Below are 18,093 nucleotides of genomic sequence, written 5' to 3'. Positions count from 1 at the left end.
TAATCTAATCTCCTTTTTTGGAATAATAAATATGTATAATTTAAATAAGATATACACAAATCCACCTTCTGTGGATAAACTTTATAAACGGCTGCGGAAAAACTTGTCCACATATTATTAACAGCTGTGGATAATAGTTCGCTGTGAAATTTAGTAAGAAAAGTAAAACACAAATATCGTATCAAAAAAACCACCATATTACAAGAGAATTAAGAGTTATCCACAAAAAATGAATTATTAACAGTAAGAGTTGTCCACAAGGCATGAGTATGTTTAAAACATGTTCATAAGTGTTGTGGATAATTTTTTCGATTTTTTTTTTATCAACAGGCCTAAATTATAAAGTTATATGGGAATGTGGATAACTTCTTTGTAAAAAGTAAAAGATGGAGTAGAAAAAAAAATTGACAAATGACATGTATTTTATATATAATATCGGAGACTGTCTAAGGAGTTTTTTAAGATGATCACTCAGGAGGTGTCATATAGATGAAACGTACATTCCAACCAAATAGCCGTAAGCGTAGCAAAAATCACGGTTTCCGCGCTCGTATGAGTACAAAAAACGGTCGCCGCATAATAGCAGCCCGTCGTGCAAAAGGAAGAAAAGTATTATCAGCATAAGTCCACTGACCATTTCAGTGGTCTTTTTTTTCTTTTATAAAGAATAGTGGAAGCAGGTGAACAGATGAATAAGAATCAGCGAATAAAAAAGAATCTAGAGTTTCAGACGATTTTTAAAAAAGGAAAATCGTATGCAAACAGGCAGTTTGTTGTTTATTGTTTAGAGAAGGAACAGATTAATTTTCATGTTGGCTTATCTGTAAGTAAAAAAGTAGGGAATGCAGTTGTCCGCAATCGTATAAAAAGATATATACGGCAAACCTTTTTAGAATTAAAAGATCAAGTGTCTCCAACTAAGGACTATATTATTATCGCTAGAAATCCAGCGGCCAAATTAGATTTTCATGAAACAAAGAAAAGTCTTGAACATGTGTTGAAAATAGCTATGGTTATTAAAAAGAAAAGCTAGTGAAGACTTTCTTTAAAATGGTAAGATAGAATGAATATATATTTTTGCTATAAATAGGGGGAAGAAGGTTGAGAAAAAGATTATCTTTGCTATTTTTATTAGTAGTTACAATTGCATTACTAGCTGGTTGTTCGGAATTTAAAGAACCCATTTATGTAGATTCTGAAGGATTTTGGAATCACTATATCGTTTGGCCGTTAGTTTCGGCAATTACATTTTTTAAAGGTTTGCTTGGTACGTATGGTTTAGGTATTATTACTGTAACTATTATTATTCGTTTAGCAATATTGCCTTTAATGATTAAACAAACAAAAAGTTCTAAAAATATGCAAGAAGTCCAACCAGAATTAAAAAAATTAAAAGAGAAGTATAGTTCAAAAGATGCGGCAACGCAGCAAAAGTATCAGCAAGAAATGATGGCCCTATTTAAAGAGAGAGGTATTAATCCTGCTGCTGGGTGTTTACCAGTTTTTGTTCAAATGCCGATTCTTATTGGTTTCTATCATGCAATTAGCCGAATGAATAACACCCCTCAAATTGATTTAGGCAGTTTTTTAGGGTTTGCATTAGCAGATCCAAGTATCACCTTGGCAGTACTTGCTGGCTTAATGCAATTTTTCGTGTTGAGAACAGGTCCAGCGATGGATAATCCTCAAATGAAAATAATGATGTACATTATGCCATTTATGATTATTGGATTTGGTACAGTTTTACCTGCTGCATTAACATTATATTGGGTTATCGGAAATATTATTTCTATTCTTCAAAATTTATTCATTTATAAACCTTGGAATAAACCTAAGGCTGAACCAGTCAAAACAGGAGGGGCAAAAAAATGAATCAGATTACACAAACTGCACCTACAAAAGAAAAAGCTATAACTGTTGCATTAGAAAAACTTGGAGTTTCCAAACAAGAAGTGACAATTACAGTATTAGATGAAGGTAAAAAAGGTTTCCTAGGATTTGGAGTTAAACCTGCAGTTGTTCAAGTAACTGTTCTAAAAAATGATGAAGAAGTAGAAGAATTTTTACATGTAATAGACAGATTAGAAGATTCAACCAAAGAAAGTAATATCCCTACTATTAATAAAAATGATGAAATGGATTCACAATTTACAAATAATGATGCAATTGAGGAAACTATTAACTATATTTTGGAAATAGGGAAAGAAATGAAAATCGATGATTTGTCGATTACACAAAAGAAAGATGGAAAATTTGTTTATCTTCACTTAAATAGTAAAAAAGCAGCTTTACTAATTGGGAAGCGTGGGCAAACATTGAATGCCTTTGAAAGTTTATCTCAACTAGTTGCAAATAAGTTTTCTAATTCGTTCATTATTATTAAATTGGATGTTGGAAATTACCGTGAGCGGAGACAAGAATCATTAGAACAACTTGCCGAACGGATGGCAGATAAAGCTGTTCGAACTGGTATCAAAGTAGAATTTGAACCAATGTCCTCTTTTGAAAGAAAAATAATTCATAATGCCTTATCTGTCCGAGTCGATATTGAAACATACTCAGTTGGAACAGATCCGAATCGCTATCTAGTCATTGAACCCATAAAATAATGCTGAACGGATTTTAGCTTTTTATAAGTTAAAATCCGTTTTTTTATGGAGAGTTAGATTTTGAAGTTGTTGATAACTTTTATTAACAGAAATAAAATCTTCAGTACTTCTGATTTATATCAATTTGTGTTATTGTTATATGTTAGATAGTCATGTTCGTTTAACTTATTCACATGTGGATAAGTAACTATTTGTAAGGAGGTGGACACTTGTGGAATTCGATACAATAGCTGCTATTTCAACTCCACTTGGAGAAGGTGCAATTGCTATAGTCAGACTTAGTGGACCTAATGCAATATTAATAGCAAATAAAATTTTTCGTTCACCAAACAGAAAAGATTTACAGGGTCAAGCATCACATACGATTCATTATGGACATTTAGTCGATCCAAAATTGGATGAAGTAGTAGAAGAAGTAATGCTATCTCTAATGAAAGGTCCTAAAACCTTTACAAGAGAAGATGTTGTAGAAATTAATTGCCATGGAGGACTAGTCTCCGTTAATCGCGTTCTACAATTAGTATTAATTAATGGAGCACGTCTTGCAGAGCCTGGTGAGTTTACAAAACGTGCCTTTTTAAATGGGAGAATTGATTTATCACAAGCGGAAGCTGTCATGGATTTAATAAGAGCAAAAACAGATAAAGCGATGAATGTTGCATTGGGGCAGATGGATGGGCGATTATCTAGGCTTATTAAAACATTGAGGCAAGCACTACTAGAAACATTAGCACAAGTAGAAGTGAATATTGATTATCCAGAATACGATGATGTAGAAGAGATGACTCTCCCCATGATGATTGATAAATGTACATGGGTTAGAGAAGAGATTGAGAAATTATTGCTTACTTCATCTCAAGGAAAGATTTTGCGGGAAGGACTTTCAACTGCTATTATTGGAAGACCTAATGTAGGTAAATCATCTCTGTTAAATAGTTTAATTCAAGAAAATAAAGCAATTGTTACAGATATAGCAGGAACAACAAGAGATATTATAGAAGAGTATGTAAATGTACGTGGAGTTCCTTTAAAATTAGTAGATACTGCTGGTATTCGTGAAACAGAAGATATTGTGGAACGTATTGGAGTAGAAAAGTCTAGGCAAGTACTAAATGAGGCTGACCTTATATTACTAGTTTTAAGTAACGCTGAATCCTTAACGGAAGAAGATTATAGATTATTTGAAGCAATTGAAGGTATGGATTGCATTGTGATTGTGAATAAGACAGATTTACCTACCGAAATTGATTTAGATGAAGTGAAAAATTTAGCTGGAGATAAGCGAGTAGTGACAACTTCTTTATTACAGGAAGAAGGGGTAAATGAATTAGAAGAGGCGATTGCTTCTTTATTTTTCGAGGGCTCTATTGAAGCATCCGATTTAACATATGTTTCAAATGCACGCCATATTTCTTTGTTACATGTCGCAAAAGCAACCGTAACAGATGCCATAGAAGCCGCGCATAATGACGTACCCGTAGATATGATTCAAATAGATGTGACAAGGACCTGGGAAATATTAGGTGAAGTAATTGGAGATTCAGTAGAAGAAAGTCTAATTGATCAGTTGTTTTTACAGTTTTGTTTAGGGAAATAAAAAATGAGAGGAAGTTAAGAACATGCCAAACTTTGAAGCGGGCAAGTTCGATGTGATTATTGTTGGAGCAGGACATGCAGGTGTGGAAGCGGCATTAGCATCCGCTAAAATGGGCGCAAAAACCCTAGTTTTAACAATTAACCTGGATATGATTGCATTTATGCCATGTAATCCATCCATCGGGGGGCCAGCTAAAGGAATTGTTGTGCGTGAAATTGACGCATTAGGCGGTGCCATGGGAAAAGTAATAGATAAGACACATATTCAAATGAGAATGTTAAACACCGGAAAAGGACCTGCAGTTCGAGCACTTCGCGCGCAAGCAGATAAAATACTGTATCAAAATGAAATGAAACGACTATTAGAAGAACAAGAAAATTTAACTATTCATCAGGCAGTAGTAGAAGAGTTACTCGTGGAAGATGAAAAAATTATAGGGCTTGTGACACAAGTAGGCGCTATCTATAGAGCTGAAACAGTTGTTATTACAACTGGTACTTTTTTACGAGGTGAAATAATAATCGGTGATTTGAAATATTCAAGTGGTCCAAATAATCAGCAACCTTCTATTAAATTAGCGGATAGTATTCGTAATTTAGGTTTCGATTTAGTTCGTTTTAAAACAGGAACCCCTCCTCGTGTAAATAGTAAAACAGTAGATTATAGTAAAACAGAAATCCAGCCTGGAGATGATGTTCCAAGAGCCTTCAGTTTCGATACTACTGAGTTTATAATGGATCAATTACCATGTTGGTTGACATATACAACAGAAATGACTCATCAAATTATTAACGAAAATTTACACTTATCTCCTATGTATTCAGGTATGATTAAAGGTACTGGACCAAGATACTGTCCTTCTATTGAAGATAAAATAGTGCGCTTTAGTGATAAACCGAGACATCAAATATTTTTAGAGCCTGAAGGTAGAAATACCCGTGAAGTATATGTCCAAGGACTTTCAACCAGTCTTCCAGAGCATGTCCAACGTCGTTTAATTGCTTCTGTTCCTGGTCTTGAAAAAGCAGAGATGATGCGTGCAGGATACGCAATTGAATATGACGCAATGGTTCCAACACAACTTTGGCCAACACTAGAAACGAAAAAAATTAAAAATTTGTATACTGCAGGACAAATTAATGGAACGTCTGGTTATGAAGAAGCGGCAGGACAAGGTTTAATGGCTGGAATTAACGCAGCATTAAGAGTACTTAAAAAAGAAGAAAAAGTGTTAAGTAGATCAGATGCTTACATTGGAGTATTAATAGATGATTTAGTGACAAAAGGAACAAATGAACCTTATCGTTTATTAACATCTCGTGCGGAGTATCGTTTGTTATTACGTCATGACAATGCTGATTTACGCCTTCTAGAAGTGGGATATGAAATAGGACTTGTTTCTAAAGAGCGCTATGAAAGATTTTCAGGAAAAAAGCAGCGAATTGAAAATGAATTACAACGTTTGCGCACATTGATGATTAAACCAAATGAGGCAACACAGGCATTAATTCGCAGTGTGGAAGGAAGCGAATTAAAAGATGGTATCCGCGCAGTAGATTTACTGAAACGGACAGAAATGAACTACGATTTAGTTGCCGTACTCGTACCAACAGAATTGGACTTGTCATTTGAAGAGAAAGAACAAGTGGAAATACAAGTGAAATATGAAGGGTATATTGAAAAATCTCTTCAACAAGTAGAAAAACTCAAAAAAATGGAAAACAAAAAAATTCCTGATCTAATTGATTATGATGCAATTTCGGGAATAGCAACAGAAGCAAAACAAAAAATGAAACAAGTTAGACCATTGTCTATTGCACAGGCATCTAGAATCTCAGGTGTAAATCCAGCGGATATTTCAATTCTACTTATTTATATTGAACAGGGAAAAATTGCGAAAATTACTGGGTAGTCTAAATTGATAAGGAGAACTACATGAACGAAGAACAATTCATTCAAGCCCTTCATGAAAAAGGAATTGAACTAGATACTAAACAAGTACAACAATTTAAAAGATATTTCGAATTACTTGTTGAATGGAACGAAAAAATGAATTTAACCGCAATTACAGATGAACCGTCTGTATACTTAAAGCATTTTTTTGATTCTATTAGTGCTTCTTTTTATGAAGACTTTACTGGCTCGTACTCCGTGTGTGATGTAGGGGCAGGAGCTGGTTTTCCTAGTATTCCTTTAAAGATTTGTTATCCCAATTTAAAGGTAACTATAGTGGATTCTTTAAATAAAAGAATTCAATTTTTAACACATCTAAGCAAGGAGTTACAATTGTCAAATGTAAATTTTGTCCACGCACGTGCAGAGGAATTCGGACAAAATGCTGAATATAGAGAAAAATATGATATCGTTACAGCAAGAGCTGTTGCAAGGCTTTCCGTTCTTGCTGAACTATGTGTACCACTAGTTAAAATAGGTGGTCGATTTATAGCAATGAAAGCAGCAAGTGCATTAGATGAACTAAAAGATGCAAAAAAAGCTCTCCAAATATTAGGTTCAGAAAAAAGTGCAGAGTATTCCTTTCTTTTGCCAGTAGAAGATAGTGAAAGAATGTTGTATGTCTTTTCTAAAACAAAGAGCACACCGAAAAGATACCCTCGAAAACCTGGTATTCCAAACAAAACACCTATTATTTAATGAGGAACGTTCCACGTGAAACATTTATAGTATTGTAATTTTATCGTGAATATTTAGTGTAAAGAGTTTCGAAAAGGTGGTGCTTGAGAGATGAAAAGTCCTTTTTCACGTTTTTTTGGAAGTTCCGAAAAGCAAGGACAAGATGAAGTTGTGGTACCAACACAAAATCATTTAGAGGAAGTTGTAAATGTTGCAATTGATAAAATCGTACCAAATAGATATCAACCTAGAACAGTATTTGATGATGGTAAAATAGAAGAATTAGCACGAACAATCCATACTCATGGTGTTATTCAGCCGATTGTTATTCGTAAGATGGATGACGATAGATATGAAATTATTGCTGGAGAACGTAGATTTAGAGCAATGTCTAAATTACAATGGGCAGAGGTGCCAGCAATAATTCGTAATTTAAGCGATAAAGAAACAGCTTCTATTGCATTGATAGAGAACTTACAACGCGAAGAATTAACTGCAATAGAGGAAGCTGTAGCATATCAAAAACTATTGAAACTACACGAATTAACTCAAGAAGCATTGGCTCAACGTCTGGGAAAAGGACAATCTACAGTTGCTAATAAACTAAGGTTATTAAAATTGCCAGTAGAAATTCAAGAAGCGATTATGAGAAAAGAACTATCCGAACGACACGCGCGTGCTTTAATGCAAATAAAGGAAAAAGATGTTCAAATTCAGTTAATGAACATGACAAAAGAGAAACATTGGAATGTAAAGCAACTGGAAGCAAAAGTAGATGAATTACTAAACCCACCAAGCAAAGAAGATAAGAAATTAGCAAAGCCTAAACGAAAAGCCGTTAGTAAAGACGTTCGAATTGCATTAAATACGATTAAGCACTCTTTATCAATGGTAACTAAAAGTGGAATAAATATTAAAACTGAAGAAGAAGACACGGAAGAATTTTATCAAATAACTGTAAAAATACCCAAAAAGAAATCATAATATATTTAATCTTATTCAAACTCTCACAAATAATTGTGAGAGTTTTTTTTTTGTTACAGGAATAACACCCAAATTTCTTTGAAAATTTGGTAGAATGAAATAGAGTCAGATAAATACAAAAGATAGAAGGTGCAAGAGTGGGGAGAATTATTGCAATAGCTAACCAAAAGGGTGGTGTAGGAAAGACAACTACATCCGTAAACCTAAGTGCCTGTCTTGCATATTTAGGCAAAAAGGTATTGCTTGTTGATATTGATCCACAAGGAAATGCTTCAAGTGGTGTAGGTGTAAATAAAGGCGAAGTAAATCAATGTATATATGACGTATTAATAGATGATGTAAACGTATTAGAAACAATTCAAGAAACAAAAGTTGAAAATTTATATATTGTTCCTGCAACTATCTCACTAGCGGGTGCTGAAATAGAACTTGTTTCTACTATTTCAAGAGAAGTAAGATTAAAACGGGCACTTTTAGAAGTAAAGGATAAATATGAATATATTATCATTGATTGTCCACCTTCGTTAGGGTTATTAACGATAAACTCTTTAACTGCATCTGATGCTATTATTATTCCTGTACAATGTGAGTTTTACGCATTAGAAGGTCTTAGTCAGCTGTTAAGTACAATTAGGCTTGTACAAAAACATTTAAATAAAAACTTAGAGATTGATGGAGTTCTTTTGACAATGTTTGATGCTCGTACTAATTTAGGTATTCAAGTGATAGAAGAAGTTAAGAAGTATTTTCAAGAGAAAGTATACAAGACGATTATTCCTAGAAATATTCGTTTAAGTGAGGCACCAAGCCATGGTGAACCAATTATTATTTATGATCCAAAGTCTAGAGGGGCAGAGGTTTACTTAGATTTAGCGAAGGAAGTGATCCGTAATGGCTAAAGCATTGGGTAAAGGACTTAATGCATTGTTTCCAGGAGAAGATTTGAATCATTTAGAAAAAGTTGAGAAAATTGATCTAGTAAAGATTAAACCAAATCCATTTCAACCAAGAAAAATGTTTGATGAGGAAGCAATGACAGATCTATCTGAATCGATAAAAGAACATGGTGTATTGCAACCGATTATTGTTAGGAAAAAAGGTTCCAAATATGAGATTGTTGTTGGTGAAAGAAGATTTAGAGCCTCTGGACTTGCTGGTTTAGAAGAAATACCTGCTGTAGTTCGTGAATTAAATGACCAGCAAATGATGGAAATAGCAATTTTAGAAAATCTCCAAAGAGAAGACTTGACGGCAATAGAAGAAGCGGAAGCTTATCAAAATCTAATGGAAAATTTAAATTTAACACAGGAACAACTTGCATTTAGATTAGGTAAAAGTCGTCCACATATCGCAAATCACTTAAGATTATTATCTCTTCCAGATGATGTTAGAAATGCTATATCTAATGGTGAAATAACCATGGGACATGGCAAGGCTTTACTGGGATTAAAAAAGAAAAAAAATATACCGTTAATAATGTTAAAAACTTTAAAAGAAAATTTAAATGTTCGTCAATTAGAGGCATTGGTACAACGTTTAAATGATAATGTTCCACGTGAAACAAATAAAGAAGAAAAAAAAGATATTTTTACAGTAGAAAAGGAAACAGAATTAAGAGAGTTATTTGGAACTTCAGTTTCTATTACTAAAAGTAAAAATAAAGGTAAAATAGAAATCGAGTTTTATTCCGATGACGACTTAGAAAGAATACTGCAATTATTAGAAGACTAAAGCAACCTATTTCTAGTTGTTTCTAGAAATAGGTTGAATTTTTAGATAAAGTAAAATGATAAAAGAATGATAAGCGTTTGAGTCTTTACTTTAAAGAGAACAAACTTTTTCGTTTTTATGGTGAAATGAGGAATAGCTGTGGTTTTACTAGGCACGTTTGTAAATGCAATTTTAATAATCATAGGTTCGATCATTGGAAGATTTCTAAAGAATATTCCTGAAAATATGAAACAAACCGTCATGAATGCAATAGGAATTGCGGTCGTAGTTTTAGGTATCCAAATGGGTTTGAAAAGTAATAATTTTGTGTTAGTTATTATTTGTTTAGTATTTGGGGCAGTCATAGGAGAATGGATTGACTTAGATAAGTGGTTAAATAGATTAGGAAATTATATAGAACAAAAATTTGGTTCTAAAAAATCGCAGGGCGGTAGTATCGCTCAAGGGTTTGTAACAGGAACTTTAATATTTGTGATTGGTGCAATGGGTGTATTAGGTGCTTTGAATAGTGGACTTCAAAATGATCATGAGTTATTAATTAGTAAAGGAATTATAGATGGGTTTACTTCTATTATCCTTTCAGCAACCCTTGGAATAGGGGTTATTTTATCTGCTATACCTGTAGCTGTCTATCAAGGTGCAATCGCACTTTTTGCTACTCAAATTACAAAACTAATTCCAGCAGCTGCACTTGACTTATTTATTCAAGAGATGACAGCTACTGGAGGGATTATGATAATTGCGATCGGAATGAATTTACTTGGTTTAACAAAAATAAGAGTTGCTAATCTACTACCAAGCTTAGTTGTGGTTGCGATCGGTGTCACTATTATTTATAACTTTTAAATTATATCGATGCCAAGCTAGAAGAAGAGAACGTGAAATAACTTTACCCATTTCAAATGTAATGTTTAAACGAGTGCTTTGTAGAACATTATATTCCATAAAGCCTCCAATATTTACAACTGCTTTAATGGAAACCTCACCTATTGGTGGTAATTCCTTCTTAACTGCTTTACCTGGATATAAAGGGCCTTGATGGACAATAATTTGGCCAATGTTTCCTGAGTTTCCTAAGCATGCGTCAATAGCAATAATATATGGTTTCGAAGGGGAGTTAATTAGTTCTTGCGTAATTTCTTCGATATTTAGAGCGTGTAATGGATTATCGAGTGTTCCAACGATTTGAAAAGGAAAAGAGGAAAGCTGAGTTAAAAAGGAGCCAGTCATTGGCCCAAGTGCATCTCCTGTAGACCGATCAGTGCCAATACAACAAAAAACCAAATTTGGATGATCAAAAGGGATACTTTCTAAGAAATGGTTACTTAAGCGCCAGACAACACCTGTTTCTTTATAATTAATAGTAGTTGACTCTTTAAAAGTTGCAGCTTGAGAATTCATATATAGACTCACTTTCTTTTTAATACAGTATATGTAAATGACAAACTATTTATTCAGTGAGGTGACAAAAAGAACGTTATGAAAAAGGAATTTACAATACCTAATATAGAAAAAATATTATTAAATGAGGATACTTGGATACATCTTGGAAATGTAGTCTTGAGAGTAATAATCATTTTTATTTTATCGTCTATAGTTGTAAGGTTTGGAAAAAGGATAATTAAACATGTCTTTTTGGTAAGAGAAAAAAGTCCATTGACGTATTCTGAACGTAGGCATACTACATTAATGAAGTTGCTACAAAATATTTTGACAAATGTTGTTTATTTTACAGCTATTATTGCGATATTATCTGTTTTTGATATTAATGTAACTGGACTTTTAGCGGGTGCAGGAATTGTAGGTCTCGCTGTAGGTTTTGGTGCACAAAGTTTAGTGAAAGATATTATTACAGGTTTCTTTATTGTATTTGAGGATCAATTTGCTGTAGGAGACCAAGTACAAATAGGTTCAGCAACAGGAACAGTAGAAGAAATCGGGTTGAGGACTACAAAAGTAAAGAGCTATACAGGGGAGTTGCACACTATTCCAAATGGTAGTATTTCTGTAGTTGTTAATTTTTCTATTTATAACTCGAAAGCATTAATAGATGTAAGTGTCGCTTATGAAACAAACATGGAAGAATTAGAAAAGAGTATAGAAAGATTTCTGCAAGCTTTGCCAATTAAATATGAAGAACTTGTTAAGTCTCCAACTTATCTAGGAGTACAAAGTTTTAGTTCATCTGAAATAGTTATTCGAATTGCTGCAGAAACTAAACCAATGCAACAGAGCGGAATAGCGAGAAATATACGAAGAGACTTAATAGAATTCCTTGAACAAGAGGGCATTAAAATTCCATAACCCAAAATGATTGTAGTCAAATGTCAAGAATAGTAGGTGAATAAAATGGAGCGTAAACAATTTCAATTGAATGATATTGTAGAAATGAAAAAACAGCATCCTTGTGGGACCAATGCGTGGAAAATAATACGTATGGGTGCGGATATTCGTATAAAATGTGAAGGCTGTCAGCATAGTGTATTAATTCCAAGAAAAGAATTTGAAAAAAAGATGAAAAGACTTATCATACAAAGAGATACAGAGTAAGGATAGACTTTTATCAGTGGAATCAATATAATTAACAGGTTATATATAAAATGATATGGTAAAGAAAATAGAAGGGTTGGGGAATAGATGGCATTAACAGCAGGTATCGTAGGATTACCAAACGTAGGTAAATCCACACTATTTAATGCAATAACGAAGGCGGGAGCACTTGCTGCAAATTATCCGTTCGCTACAATTGATCCAAACGTAGGAATTGTAGAAGTTCCTGACGCTCGTTTAGATAAATTAACAGAGTTAGTAGTACCAAAGAAAACAGTTCCAACAGCATTTGAATTTACGGATATCGCAGGTATTGTAGAAGGGGCTAGTAAAGGGGAAGGACTTGGAAATAAGTTTTTAGCTCATATACGAGAAGTAGATGCAATTTGCCAAGTAGTACGTTGTTTTGATGATGAAAATATTACACATGTATCTGGAAAAGTGGATCCAATCTCAGATATTGAAGTAATTAATTTAGAATTAATTTTAGCGGATTTAGAAAGCGTTGATAAACGTTTAGCACGAGTGATAAAAATGGCTAAGCAAAAAGATAAAGATGCAATGGTGGAAGAACCGATTTTAACTCGTTTAAAAGAAGCTTTTGAAGCAGGAAAATCTGGTCGTTCTGTTGACTTTTCAGAAGAAGAGCTACGTGTAGTAAAAGGTCTTCATTTGTTAACGATAAAACCAATGCTATATGTTGCTAATGTATCAGAAGACGATATTATGGCAGATGATGAAAATGAATACGTGGAAAAAGTACGTGCATTTGCAGCAGACGAAGGAGCAGAGGTAATCGTTATTTGTGCGAGAATTGAAGAAGAGATGGCAGCACTAGAAGATGAAGAGAAATCAATGTTCCTAGAAGAATTAGGAATTAAAGAATCTGGTTTAGATCAGTTAATTAAAGCATCTTATTCACTTCTAGGTCTTGCTACTTACTTTACGGCAGGTGTTCAAGAGGTACGTGCATGGACATTCCGTAAAGGGATGAAAGCTCCTCAATGTGCAGGAGTGATTCACTCTGATTTTGAGAAAGGATTTATCCGTGCAGAAACAGTTGCTTACGATGATTTAGTTGCTACTGGTTCTATGGTTGCAGCAAAAGAAGCAGGGAAAGTTCGTTTAGAAGGAAAAGAGTATGTAGTACAAGACGGAGATGTAATGTTATTCCGTTTTAACGTGTAATAAAGAAAAGGGATTAGTGAGAAATCGCTAATCCCTTTTTTAACAAGATAAGAAAGTATATGGATTATCAACCTGCGAAACCAGTGTTCATAGTACTTTAAAGAATTAAAGAATACCGCGGATTTCCGTTTCAGGTGGACGCGTTCCGCGGGGATGCCGCATTCGCGTCGTTTGCGATGTCTCATCTATCTCCGAGGAACGAAGGCGTTGCCACCTTCCACTACAATCAACTGTGCAATTAAGAAAGACAATATACTTGGAAGAAATAACTATCCAGTATTCTCCGTTTTTTATTAATAGGGCAAGTGGAAGCAAAAAAAAATAGATAGTATCCATTAATAAAGAAGCGCTGAGCGGACGAAATTGCATCTTCGTCCGCCTTTAAAAGAATAGGAAAGTATTTATATCTCTCATTAATCAAACCTTTCGCATTTTGTCTCTCTATATTCCAATAGGGCGACGGACAAACATCTGCCACAAGATTACCGAAAAAAATGGATCATTAAGCGACTCAGTCCCTTAACGATCCAAAACTCTAAAGGTAATAGTGTAGCCAGTGTTTCGTCCAAAGCACCCTGGAAATAGTGAAGATAGGTGTACTTAAAGGACGCTTGCGCTTTTCTTAAAAGATAAGAAAGTATATGGATTATCAACCTGTGAAACCAGTGTTCATAGTACTTGAAAGAATCAAAGAATACCGCGGATTTCCGTTTCAGGTGGACGCGTTCCGCGGGGTGAGCGTTGAGCCATCACCGCCGCATTCGCGTCGTTGCGATGTCTCATCTGTCTCACTCATCCCGCTGGAGTCGCCACCATTCACTACAATCCATTAAGTGAGTAGTTCCTAATAAGAAAATATATGAAATTGAAATACCAGAAATCCAGTATGCACAACGACTTGAAGTGATTTTAATGGTGTCTTCCTTAAGCAGGATTTCCTATATGTTTTTACTTTTATCGTACACAGTATACATGAATCAGCGGGGCCTGAAAAAATAGGTAGTATTCATTGATAAAGAAGCGCTGAGCGGACGAAATTGCATCTTCGTCCGCTTTTAAAAGAATAGGAAAGTGTCTAATCTCTCATTAACCTAACCTTACGCACCTTGTCTCTACAAATTTCAAGAAGGCGACGGACAAACATCCGCCACAAGATTATCGAAAAAAAGTGGATGGAGAAGTGACGCAGTCACTTCTCCATCCACAAAAATTCCCGCGGTAATAGTCTAGCAAATGTTTCGTCCAAAGCACTCTAGAAATAGAGAAGACAAGGTGCACTTAAAGGGCGCTTGCGCTTTTCTCACAAGATAAGAAAGTATATGAAAATGTACCATGAACACTGGGTTCATGGTACATTTGTTATATGGAAAAGAATATATTAAAACGAATATTTTTTGATGAGCATAATCATTGGAATCAATTTTTATTGAAACATGAAAACAAGGTAAGACCTATAGTTGTAAAAGAAGTTGAAAAGTTCAAGGGATGCGGAAAGGTAGTTAATGGGTTCAAACTCTTTGTATGTGAAGGGTGTCATGATTTAAAAAAAGTTGCCTATCGATGCAAAGGACGTTTCTGTACAACCTGTTCAGTGGGAGAAAGTGAAGAATGGAGCCGTCTAATATCCCATGATATGTTTCAAGTCAACCACCGACATGTGATTTTTACGGTAGATGAAGGATTGCGTGAAGTCTTCTTACTACACAGACGTCTTTTAAAACCAATGATGGATGAAGCTGCAAAACTTCTTAGAGATTACTTTTATAAAAAAACAAAGGTGATTCCTGGTATAATCTCAGGTCTCCACACATTCGGATCAAGAGTTAATTTTAACCCACATGTCCATATGTTAGTGACTATGGGAGGTATTAATGCACAAGGTGAATACGTAAAATATGATTTCTTACCTTTTGGGATGCTTCGGAAGCAATGGCAGACGGTTGTCTTAAAGCTAATCAGAAAGAATTTAAATCCTAGAGAGAAAAAGCAAGTGCAATCACGACTTCAAGCAGCCTACCAAAATAATGGGAAAGGTTTCTATATACATGCACCAAAACAAAAGGGAAAGATAGAAGAACAACTAAGATACATTGGGCGTTATATGCGTCGACCTGCAATAGGGTTGAATCGGATCGAAGCATATGATGGTCAAAGCGTAACTTTTACTTACAAAGATAAGACCAATGGTCAGCAAAAGAAAGAAACAATTTCTGTGGAGGAGTTTATTTCCCGATTAATTCGTCATATCCCCGATGAACAATTCAAAACTATACGTCATTATGGTATGTACTCACGTAAAACCAAAGGTGATACTAGAAAATTACTGACGGAATGGCAGAAGGAAGTAAAGAAGTGGATCGTTAGAATAGGTTCTAAACTAAAAAGACGTAATTGGAGAGAGAAATTTCTGGCTGCCAAACAGCCGGATCCTTTGAGGTGCCCAAAATGTGACAACTGCTACATCTATAAGGGAGAAGTCTGTCTTCAGGAGGGGGTACTAACGATACGGGTAGCTTTATGCGACAATACAAGAAACTATTTAGAAAGGGTGATTCGTCATTTCACCAGTCAGCAAACCACGCAAAAAGAAAAACAAAAGCAAACCAACTATTATCAAGGCACCAGTAATATACGAATGTCTACTGTGTGATGCGGAAGAGAAAATTCCTTATCAAGTGGTAAGAGACTTCGATCGAATGGACGATGGAGATCCAACTGTTCCACCCATGTTTGAATGTGAGCAGTGTGGAGCGCAAATGTATCCGAGGGTATACAAAGGAATACATGGAATGGTGTATAAAATATCTGACGTAAAATAAACAAAAAAGGACCGGGCGTCTTTTTGCCCGGTTTTTCTTATATTCATTATTTCATTACGTATAATTTTGGCATTACTGGATCATCTTTAATCAGTACATCTGCAGGGTATTTTCTTAGCTCTTTATACATAGCAAAATCTCCAGCAGCTCCTGCTATTAACCAAGCTCCTAATAAAATCAAACTTGGTAATTCTATGAAATAGCCTAAAAGCATCGGAATAACTCCTGTCATCCAAAAAGGAAGTAGTAATGCTTTTTTCATTGCTTTGTTTGGTAATGGTAAATTGGTTGTTGCATAAGCAATACCCAGTTTAAGATTAAGGCCGTAGTCCATGCTATTCCACGGAACTTTTCCAAACAACCAAAATCCAATTAAATGGAAGGCCTCATGTAAAACTATAAGTAATACATAGCCGATGAAAAATAATAAGAAATCAACGAATGAAAAAGTTATCGCAAAGCCATCGTATAACCAAGCATAAAATAATAGACCAAGAATGGATAGAAGTACTGTCATTAATAAGCTAGACCAAGCAACTTTTTTTAAATCTATTTCAATAATAGACAAGATATCTTCTTTATTTTGCATAAGCAACTCCTCCATATAAAATACGCTAATACTTTAATTTTATTCAACCGAGCTAAAAAGCAAGCTGACTAAAGTTAAAATAAATATACACGAATTGTGAAAACAATGGGTATCATTCTTGATAAAAAAAAAACTTTATGTTACAATTCATTGATGTGAGTAATAGCATTACTTGCTCCTTGTCAGCTGTAATCAGTTGACCAAAGACCATAGGGAGGTGTAAATAGATGAGAAAGTACGAATTAATGTACATTATCCAACCAGCAATCGAAGAAGATGCGAAGAAAGCTTTAGTTGAGCGTTTCAACGAAATCTTAACTTCAAATGGTGCAGAAATCATCGAAGCAAAAGAGTGGGGTAAACGCCGTTTAGCTTACGAAATCAACGACTTGCGTGAAGGTTACTACCAAATCGTTAAAGTAAACTCTGATTCAAAAGCAATCGATGAATACATTCGTTTAGCTAACATCAATGAAGACATTATCCGTCACATTGCTGTTCGTATCGACGATAAAAAATAATCGACTAACAAAAGCTGAATGAGGGAGGTTATATACTGATGATTAACCGTGTCGTTTTAGTTGGAAGACTAACAAAAGATCCGGAACTTCGCTATACACCAAGTGGTGTTGCAATGGCAAGATTTACACTAGCTGTCAATCGAACATTCTCCAACCAACAAGGTGAAAGAGAAGCTGATTTTATCAACTGTGTCGTTTGGAGAAAGCAAGCGGAAAACACAGCTAACTTTTTGAAAAAAGGAAGTTTAGCTGGGGTTGAAGGGCGTATTCAGACAGGCAGTTATGAAGGACAAGATGGAAAACGTGTTTATACGACGGATGTTGTCGCAGACAGTGTTCAGTTCTTAGAGCCGCGTAGTAGTTCTGGTGAACGTAGCCAAGGGGGACAACCATTTGGTAGCGGGCAACAGCAACAACAACAAAATTCATTTCCGACATATCAGCAAAACCAACCAATGAATCAGCAAAATTATACACGTGTTGATGAAGATCCATTTGCAAACAGTAGTGGGCCAATCGAAGTATCGGATGACGATCTACCGTTTTAAAATAACTTCACACACTTTACTTTAATCGAAAAGGGGGCAACCTATTATGGCACCACGTCGCGGAGGCAAAAGACGCCGTAAAGTTTGTTACTTCACTGCTAACAACATCACAAACATCGATTATAAAGATGTAGATTTGTTGAAAAAATTCGTGTCAGAACGTGGGAAAATTCTTCCACGTCGTGTGACAGGAACAAGCGCGAAGTACCAACGCAAATTGACACGAGCTATCAAAGTATCTCGTATCATGGCTTTACTACCATTCTCTTCTGAAGAGAGATAAGTTTATAAATGAAATAGACCGGGAAACCGGTCTTTTTTTTATG

At 34.9% G+C, this 18,093-nt stretch carries 20 protein-coding genes; 18 read left to right on the top strand and 2 right to left on the bottom strand.

Annotation, left to right across the window (positions count from 1 at the left end):
- The first annotated feature begins 489 nt into the window (after positions 1 to 489).
- The 11 genes from rpmH to PB01_RS20570 all read left to right on the top strand — a co-directional run bounded on the left by rpmH (position 490) and on the right by PB01_RS20570 (position 10,398).
- Positions 490 to 624 carry a 50S ribosomal protein L34 gene (gene rpmH, locus PB01_RS20620; RefSeq protein ID WP_151701902.1) on the top strand — a complete coding sequence of 45 codons (135 nt, stop codon included), beginning with the start codon at positions 490 to 492 and terminating at the stop codon, positions 622 to 624.
- Between the two features lie 64 nt (positions 625 to 688).
- Positions 689 to 1,033: a ribonuclease P protein component gene (gene rnpA / locus PB01_RS20615; RefSeq protein WP_151701901.1), complete on the top strand. Its 345-nt coding sequence runs from the start codon at positions 689 to 691 to the stop codon at positions 1,031 to 1,033.
- 68 nt (positions 1,034 to 1,101) lie between these two features.
- The gene (gene yidC, locus PB01_RS20610; RefSeq protein ID WP_151701900.1) at positions 1,102 to 1,872 is read left to right on the top strand and encodes a membrane protein insertase YidC; all 771 of its coding nucleotides are present in this window, start codon (positions 1,102 to 1,104) and stop codon (positions 1,870 to 1,872) included.
- Positions 1,869 to 2,609 (top strand): RNA-binding cell elongation regulator Jag/EloR, encoded by a 741-nt coding sequence (jag, locus tag PB01_RS20605; RefSeq protein ID WP_151701899.1) that lies wholly within the window; start codon positions 1,869 to 1,871, stop codon positions 2,607 to 2,609. Before yidC ends, jag begins: the two co-directional genes overlap by 4 nt.
- Before the next feature lie 211 nt (positions 2,610 to 2,820).
- Complete coding sequence (gene mnmE / locus PB01_RS20600) at positions 2,821 to 4,206, top strand: tRNA uridine-5-carboxymethylaminomethyl(34) synthesis GTPase MnmE (RefSeq protein ID WP_151701898.1); 1,386 nt, start codon at positions 2,821 to 2,823, stop codon at positions 4,204 to 4,206.
- Positions 4,207 to 4,228: 22 nt separating this feature from the next.
- Entirely contained in the window at positions 4,229 to 6,118 is a 1,890-nt protein-coding gene (gene mnmG / locus PB01_RS20595; protein WP_151701897.1) for a tRNA uridine-5-carboxymethylaminomethyl(34) synthesis enzyme MnmG, read from the top strand.
- Between the two features lie 23 nt (positions 6,119 to 6,141).
- Positions 6,142 to 6,858: a 16S rRNA (guanine(527)-N(7))-methyltransferase RsmG gene (gene rsmG / locus PB01_RS20590; protein ID WP_151701896.1), complete on the top strand. Its 717-nt coding sequence runs from the start codon at positions 6,142 to 6,144 to the stop codon at positions 6,856 to 6,858.
- Positions 6,859 to 6,948: 90 nt separating this feature from the next.
- On the top strand, positions 6,949 to 7,821 hold the full coding sequence (gene noc, locus PB01_RS20585; protein ID WP_151701895.1) for a nucleoid occlusion protein: 873 nt from the start codon (positions 6,949 to 6,951) through the stop codon (positions 7,819 to 7,821).
- 137 nt (positions 7,822 to 7,958) lie between these two features.
- Positions 7,959 to 8,720 (top strand): ParA family protein, encoded by a 762-nt coding sequence (locus PB01_RS20580; protein ID WP_151701894.1) that lies wholly within the window; start codon positions 7,959 to 7,961, stop codon positions 8,718 to 8,720.
- Positions 8,713 to 9,552, top strand: coding sequence for a ParB/RepB/Spo0J family partition protein (locus PB01_RS20575; RefSeq protein ID WP_151701893.1), 840 nt, complete (start codon positions 8,713 to 8,715; stop codon positions 9,550 to 9,552). Before PB01_RS20580 ends, PB01_RS20575 begins: the two co-directional genes overlap by 8 nt.
- A gap of 138 nt (positions 9,553 to 9,690) precedes the next feature.
- Positions 9,691 to 10,398, top strand: coding sequence for a DUF554 domain-containing protein (locus PB01_RS20570; protein WP_151701892.1), 708 nt, complete (start codon positions 9,691 to 9,693; stop codon positions 10,396 to 10,398).
- Here the strand turns inward: PB01_RS20570 and yyaC are convergent.
- Positions 10,354 to 10,953 carry a spore protease YyaC gene (gene yyaC, locus PB01_RS20565; RefSeq protein WP_151701891.1) on the bottom strand — a complete coding sequence of 200 codons (600 nt, stop codon included), beginning with the start codon at positions 10,951 to 10,953 and terminating at the stop codon, positions 10,354 to 10,356. The genes PB01_RS20570 and yyaC overlap by 45 nt on opposite strands.
- A 78-nt stretch (positions 10,954 to 11,031) precedes the next feature.
- Here yyaC and PB01_RS20560 point away from each other — a divergent pair, with 78 nt between their 5' ends.
- From PB01_RS20560 to PB01_RS20545, 4 genes are all read left to right on the top strand, one after another.
- Positions 11,032 to 11,856 carry a mechanosensitive ion channel family protein gene (locus tag PB01_RS20560; protein ID WP_151701890.1) on the top strand — a complete coding sequence of 275 codons (825 nt, stop codon included), beginning with the start codon at positions 11,032 to 11,034 and terminating at the stop codon, positions 11,854 to 11,856.
- A gap of 45 nt (positions 11,857 to 11,901) precedes the next feature.
- Entirely contained in the window at positions 11,902 to 12,102 is a 201-nt protein-coding gene (locus PB01_RS20555; RefSeq protein ID WP_151701889.1) for a DUF951 domain-containing protein, read from the top strand.
- Between the two features lie 87 nt (positions 12,103 to 12,189).
- A complete protein-coding gene (gene ychF / locus PB01_RS20550) occupies positions 12,190 to 13,290 on the top strand; it encodes a redox-regulated ATPase YchF (RefSeq protein WP_151701888.1) in 1,101 nt (366 codons plus the stop codon).
- Positions 13,291 to 14,653: 1,363 nt separating this feature from the next.
- Positions 14,654 to 15,940, top strand: a complete 1,287-nt coding sequence (locus PB01_RS20545; RefSeq protein WP_151698987.1) for an IS91 family transposase — start codon at positions 14,654 to 14,656, stop codon at positions 15,938 to 15,940.
- A gap of 215 nt (positions 15,941 to 16,155) precedes the next feature.
- Here the strand turns inward: PB01_RS20545 and PB01_RS20540 are convergent, their stop codons facing one another.
- A complete protein-coding gene (locus PB01_RS20540) occupies positions 16,156 to 16,698 on the bottom strand; it encodes a DUF3267 domain-containing protein (RefSeq protein WP_192797412.1) in 543 nt (180 codons plus the stop codon).
- A gap of 227 nt (positions 16,699 to 16,925) precedes the next feature.
- Between PB01_RS20540 and rpsF the strand changes: the two genes are divergently transcribed.
- Genes rpsF through rpsR form a run of 3 tightly spaced genes read left to right on the top strand, consistent with a single transcriptional unit; the run spans position 16,926 to position 18,050 of the window.
- Positions 16,926 to 17,219, top strand: coding sequence for a 30S ribosomal protein S6 (rpsF, locus tag PB01_RS20535; RefSeq protein WP_151701887.1), 294 nt, complete (start codon positions 16,926 to 16,928; stop codon positions 17,217 to 17,219).
- A 38-nt stretch (positions 17,220 to 17,257) separates the two neighbouring features.
- Entirely contained in the window at positions 17,258 to 17,767 is a 510-nt protein-coding gene (gene ssb / locus PB01_RS20530; RefSeq protein WP_151701886.1) for a single-stranded DNA-binding protein, read from the top strand.
- 46 nt (positions 17,768 to 17,813) lie between these two features.
- Positions 17,814 to 18,050, top strand: coding sequence for a 30S ribosomal protein S18 (gene rpsR / locus PB01_RS20525; RefSeq protein ID WP_142608051.1), 237 nt, complete (start codon positions 17,814 to 17,816; stop codon positions 18,048 to 18,050).
- Positions 18,051 to 18,093: the final 43 nt, after the last annotated feature.

It is taken from the genome of Psychrobacillus glaciei (assembly GCF_008973485.1).
GTDB lineage: Bacteria > Bacillota > Bacilli > Bacillales_A > Planococcaceae > Psychrobacillus > Psychrobacillus glaciei.
Note: the sequence above shows the minus strand (reverse complement) of the source record. Positions and strands in the feature narration are given on the sequence as shown.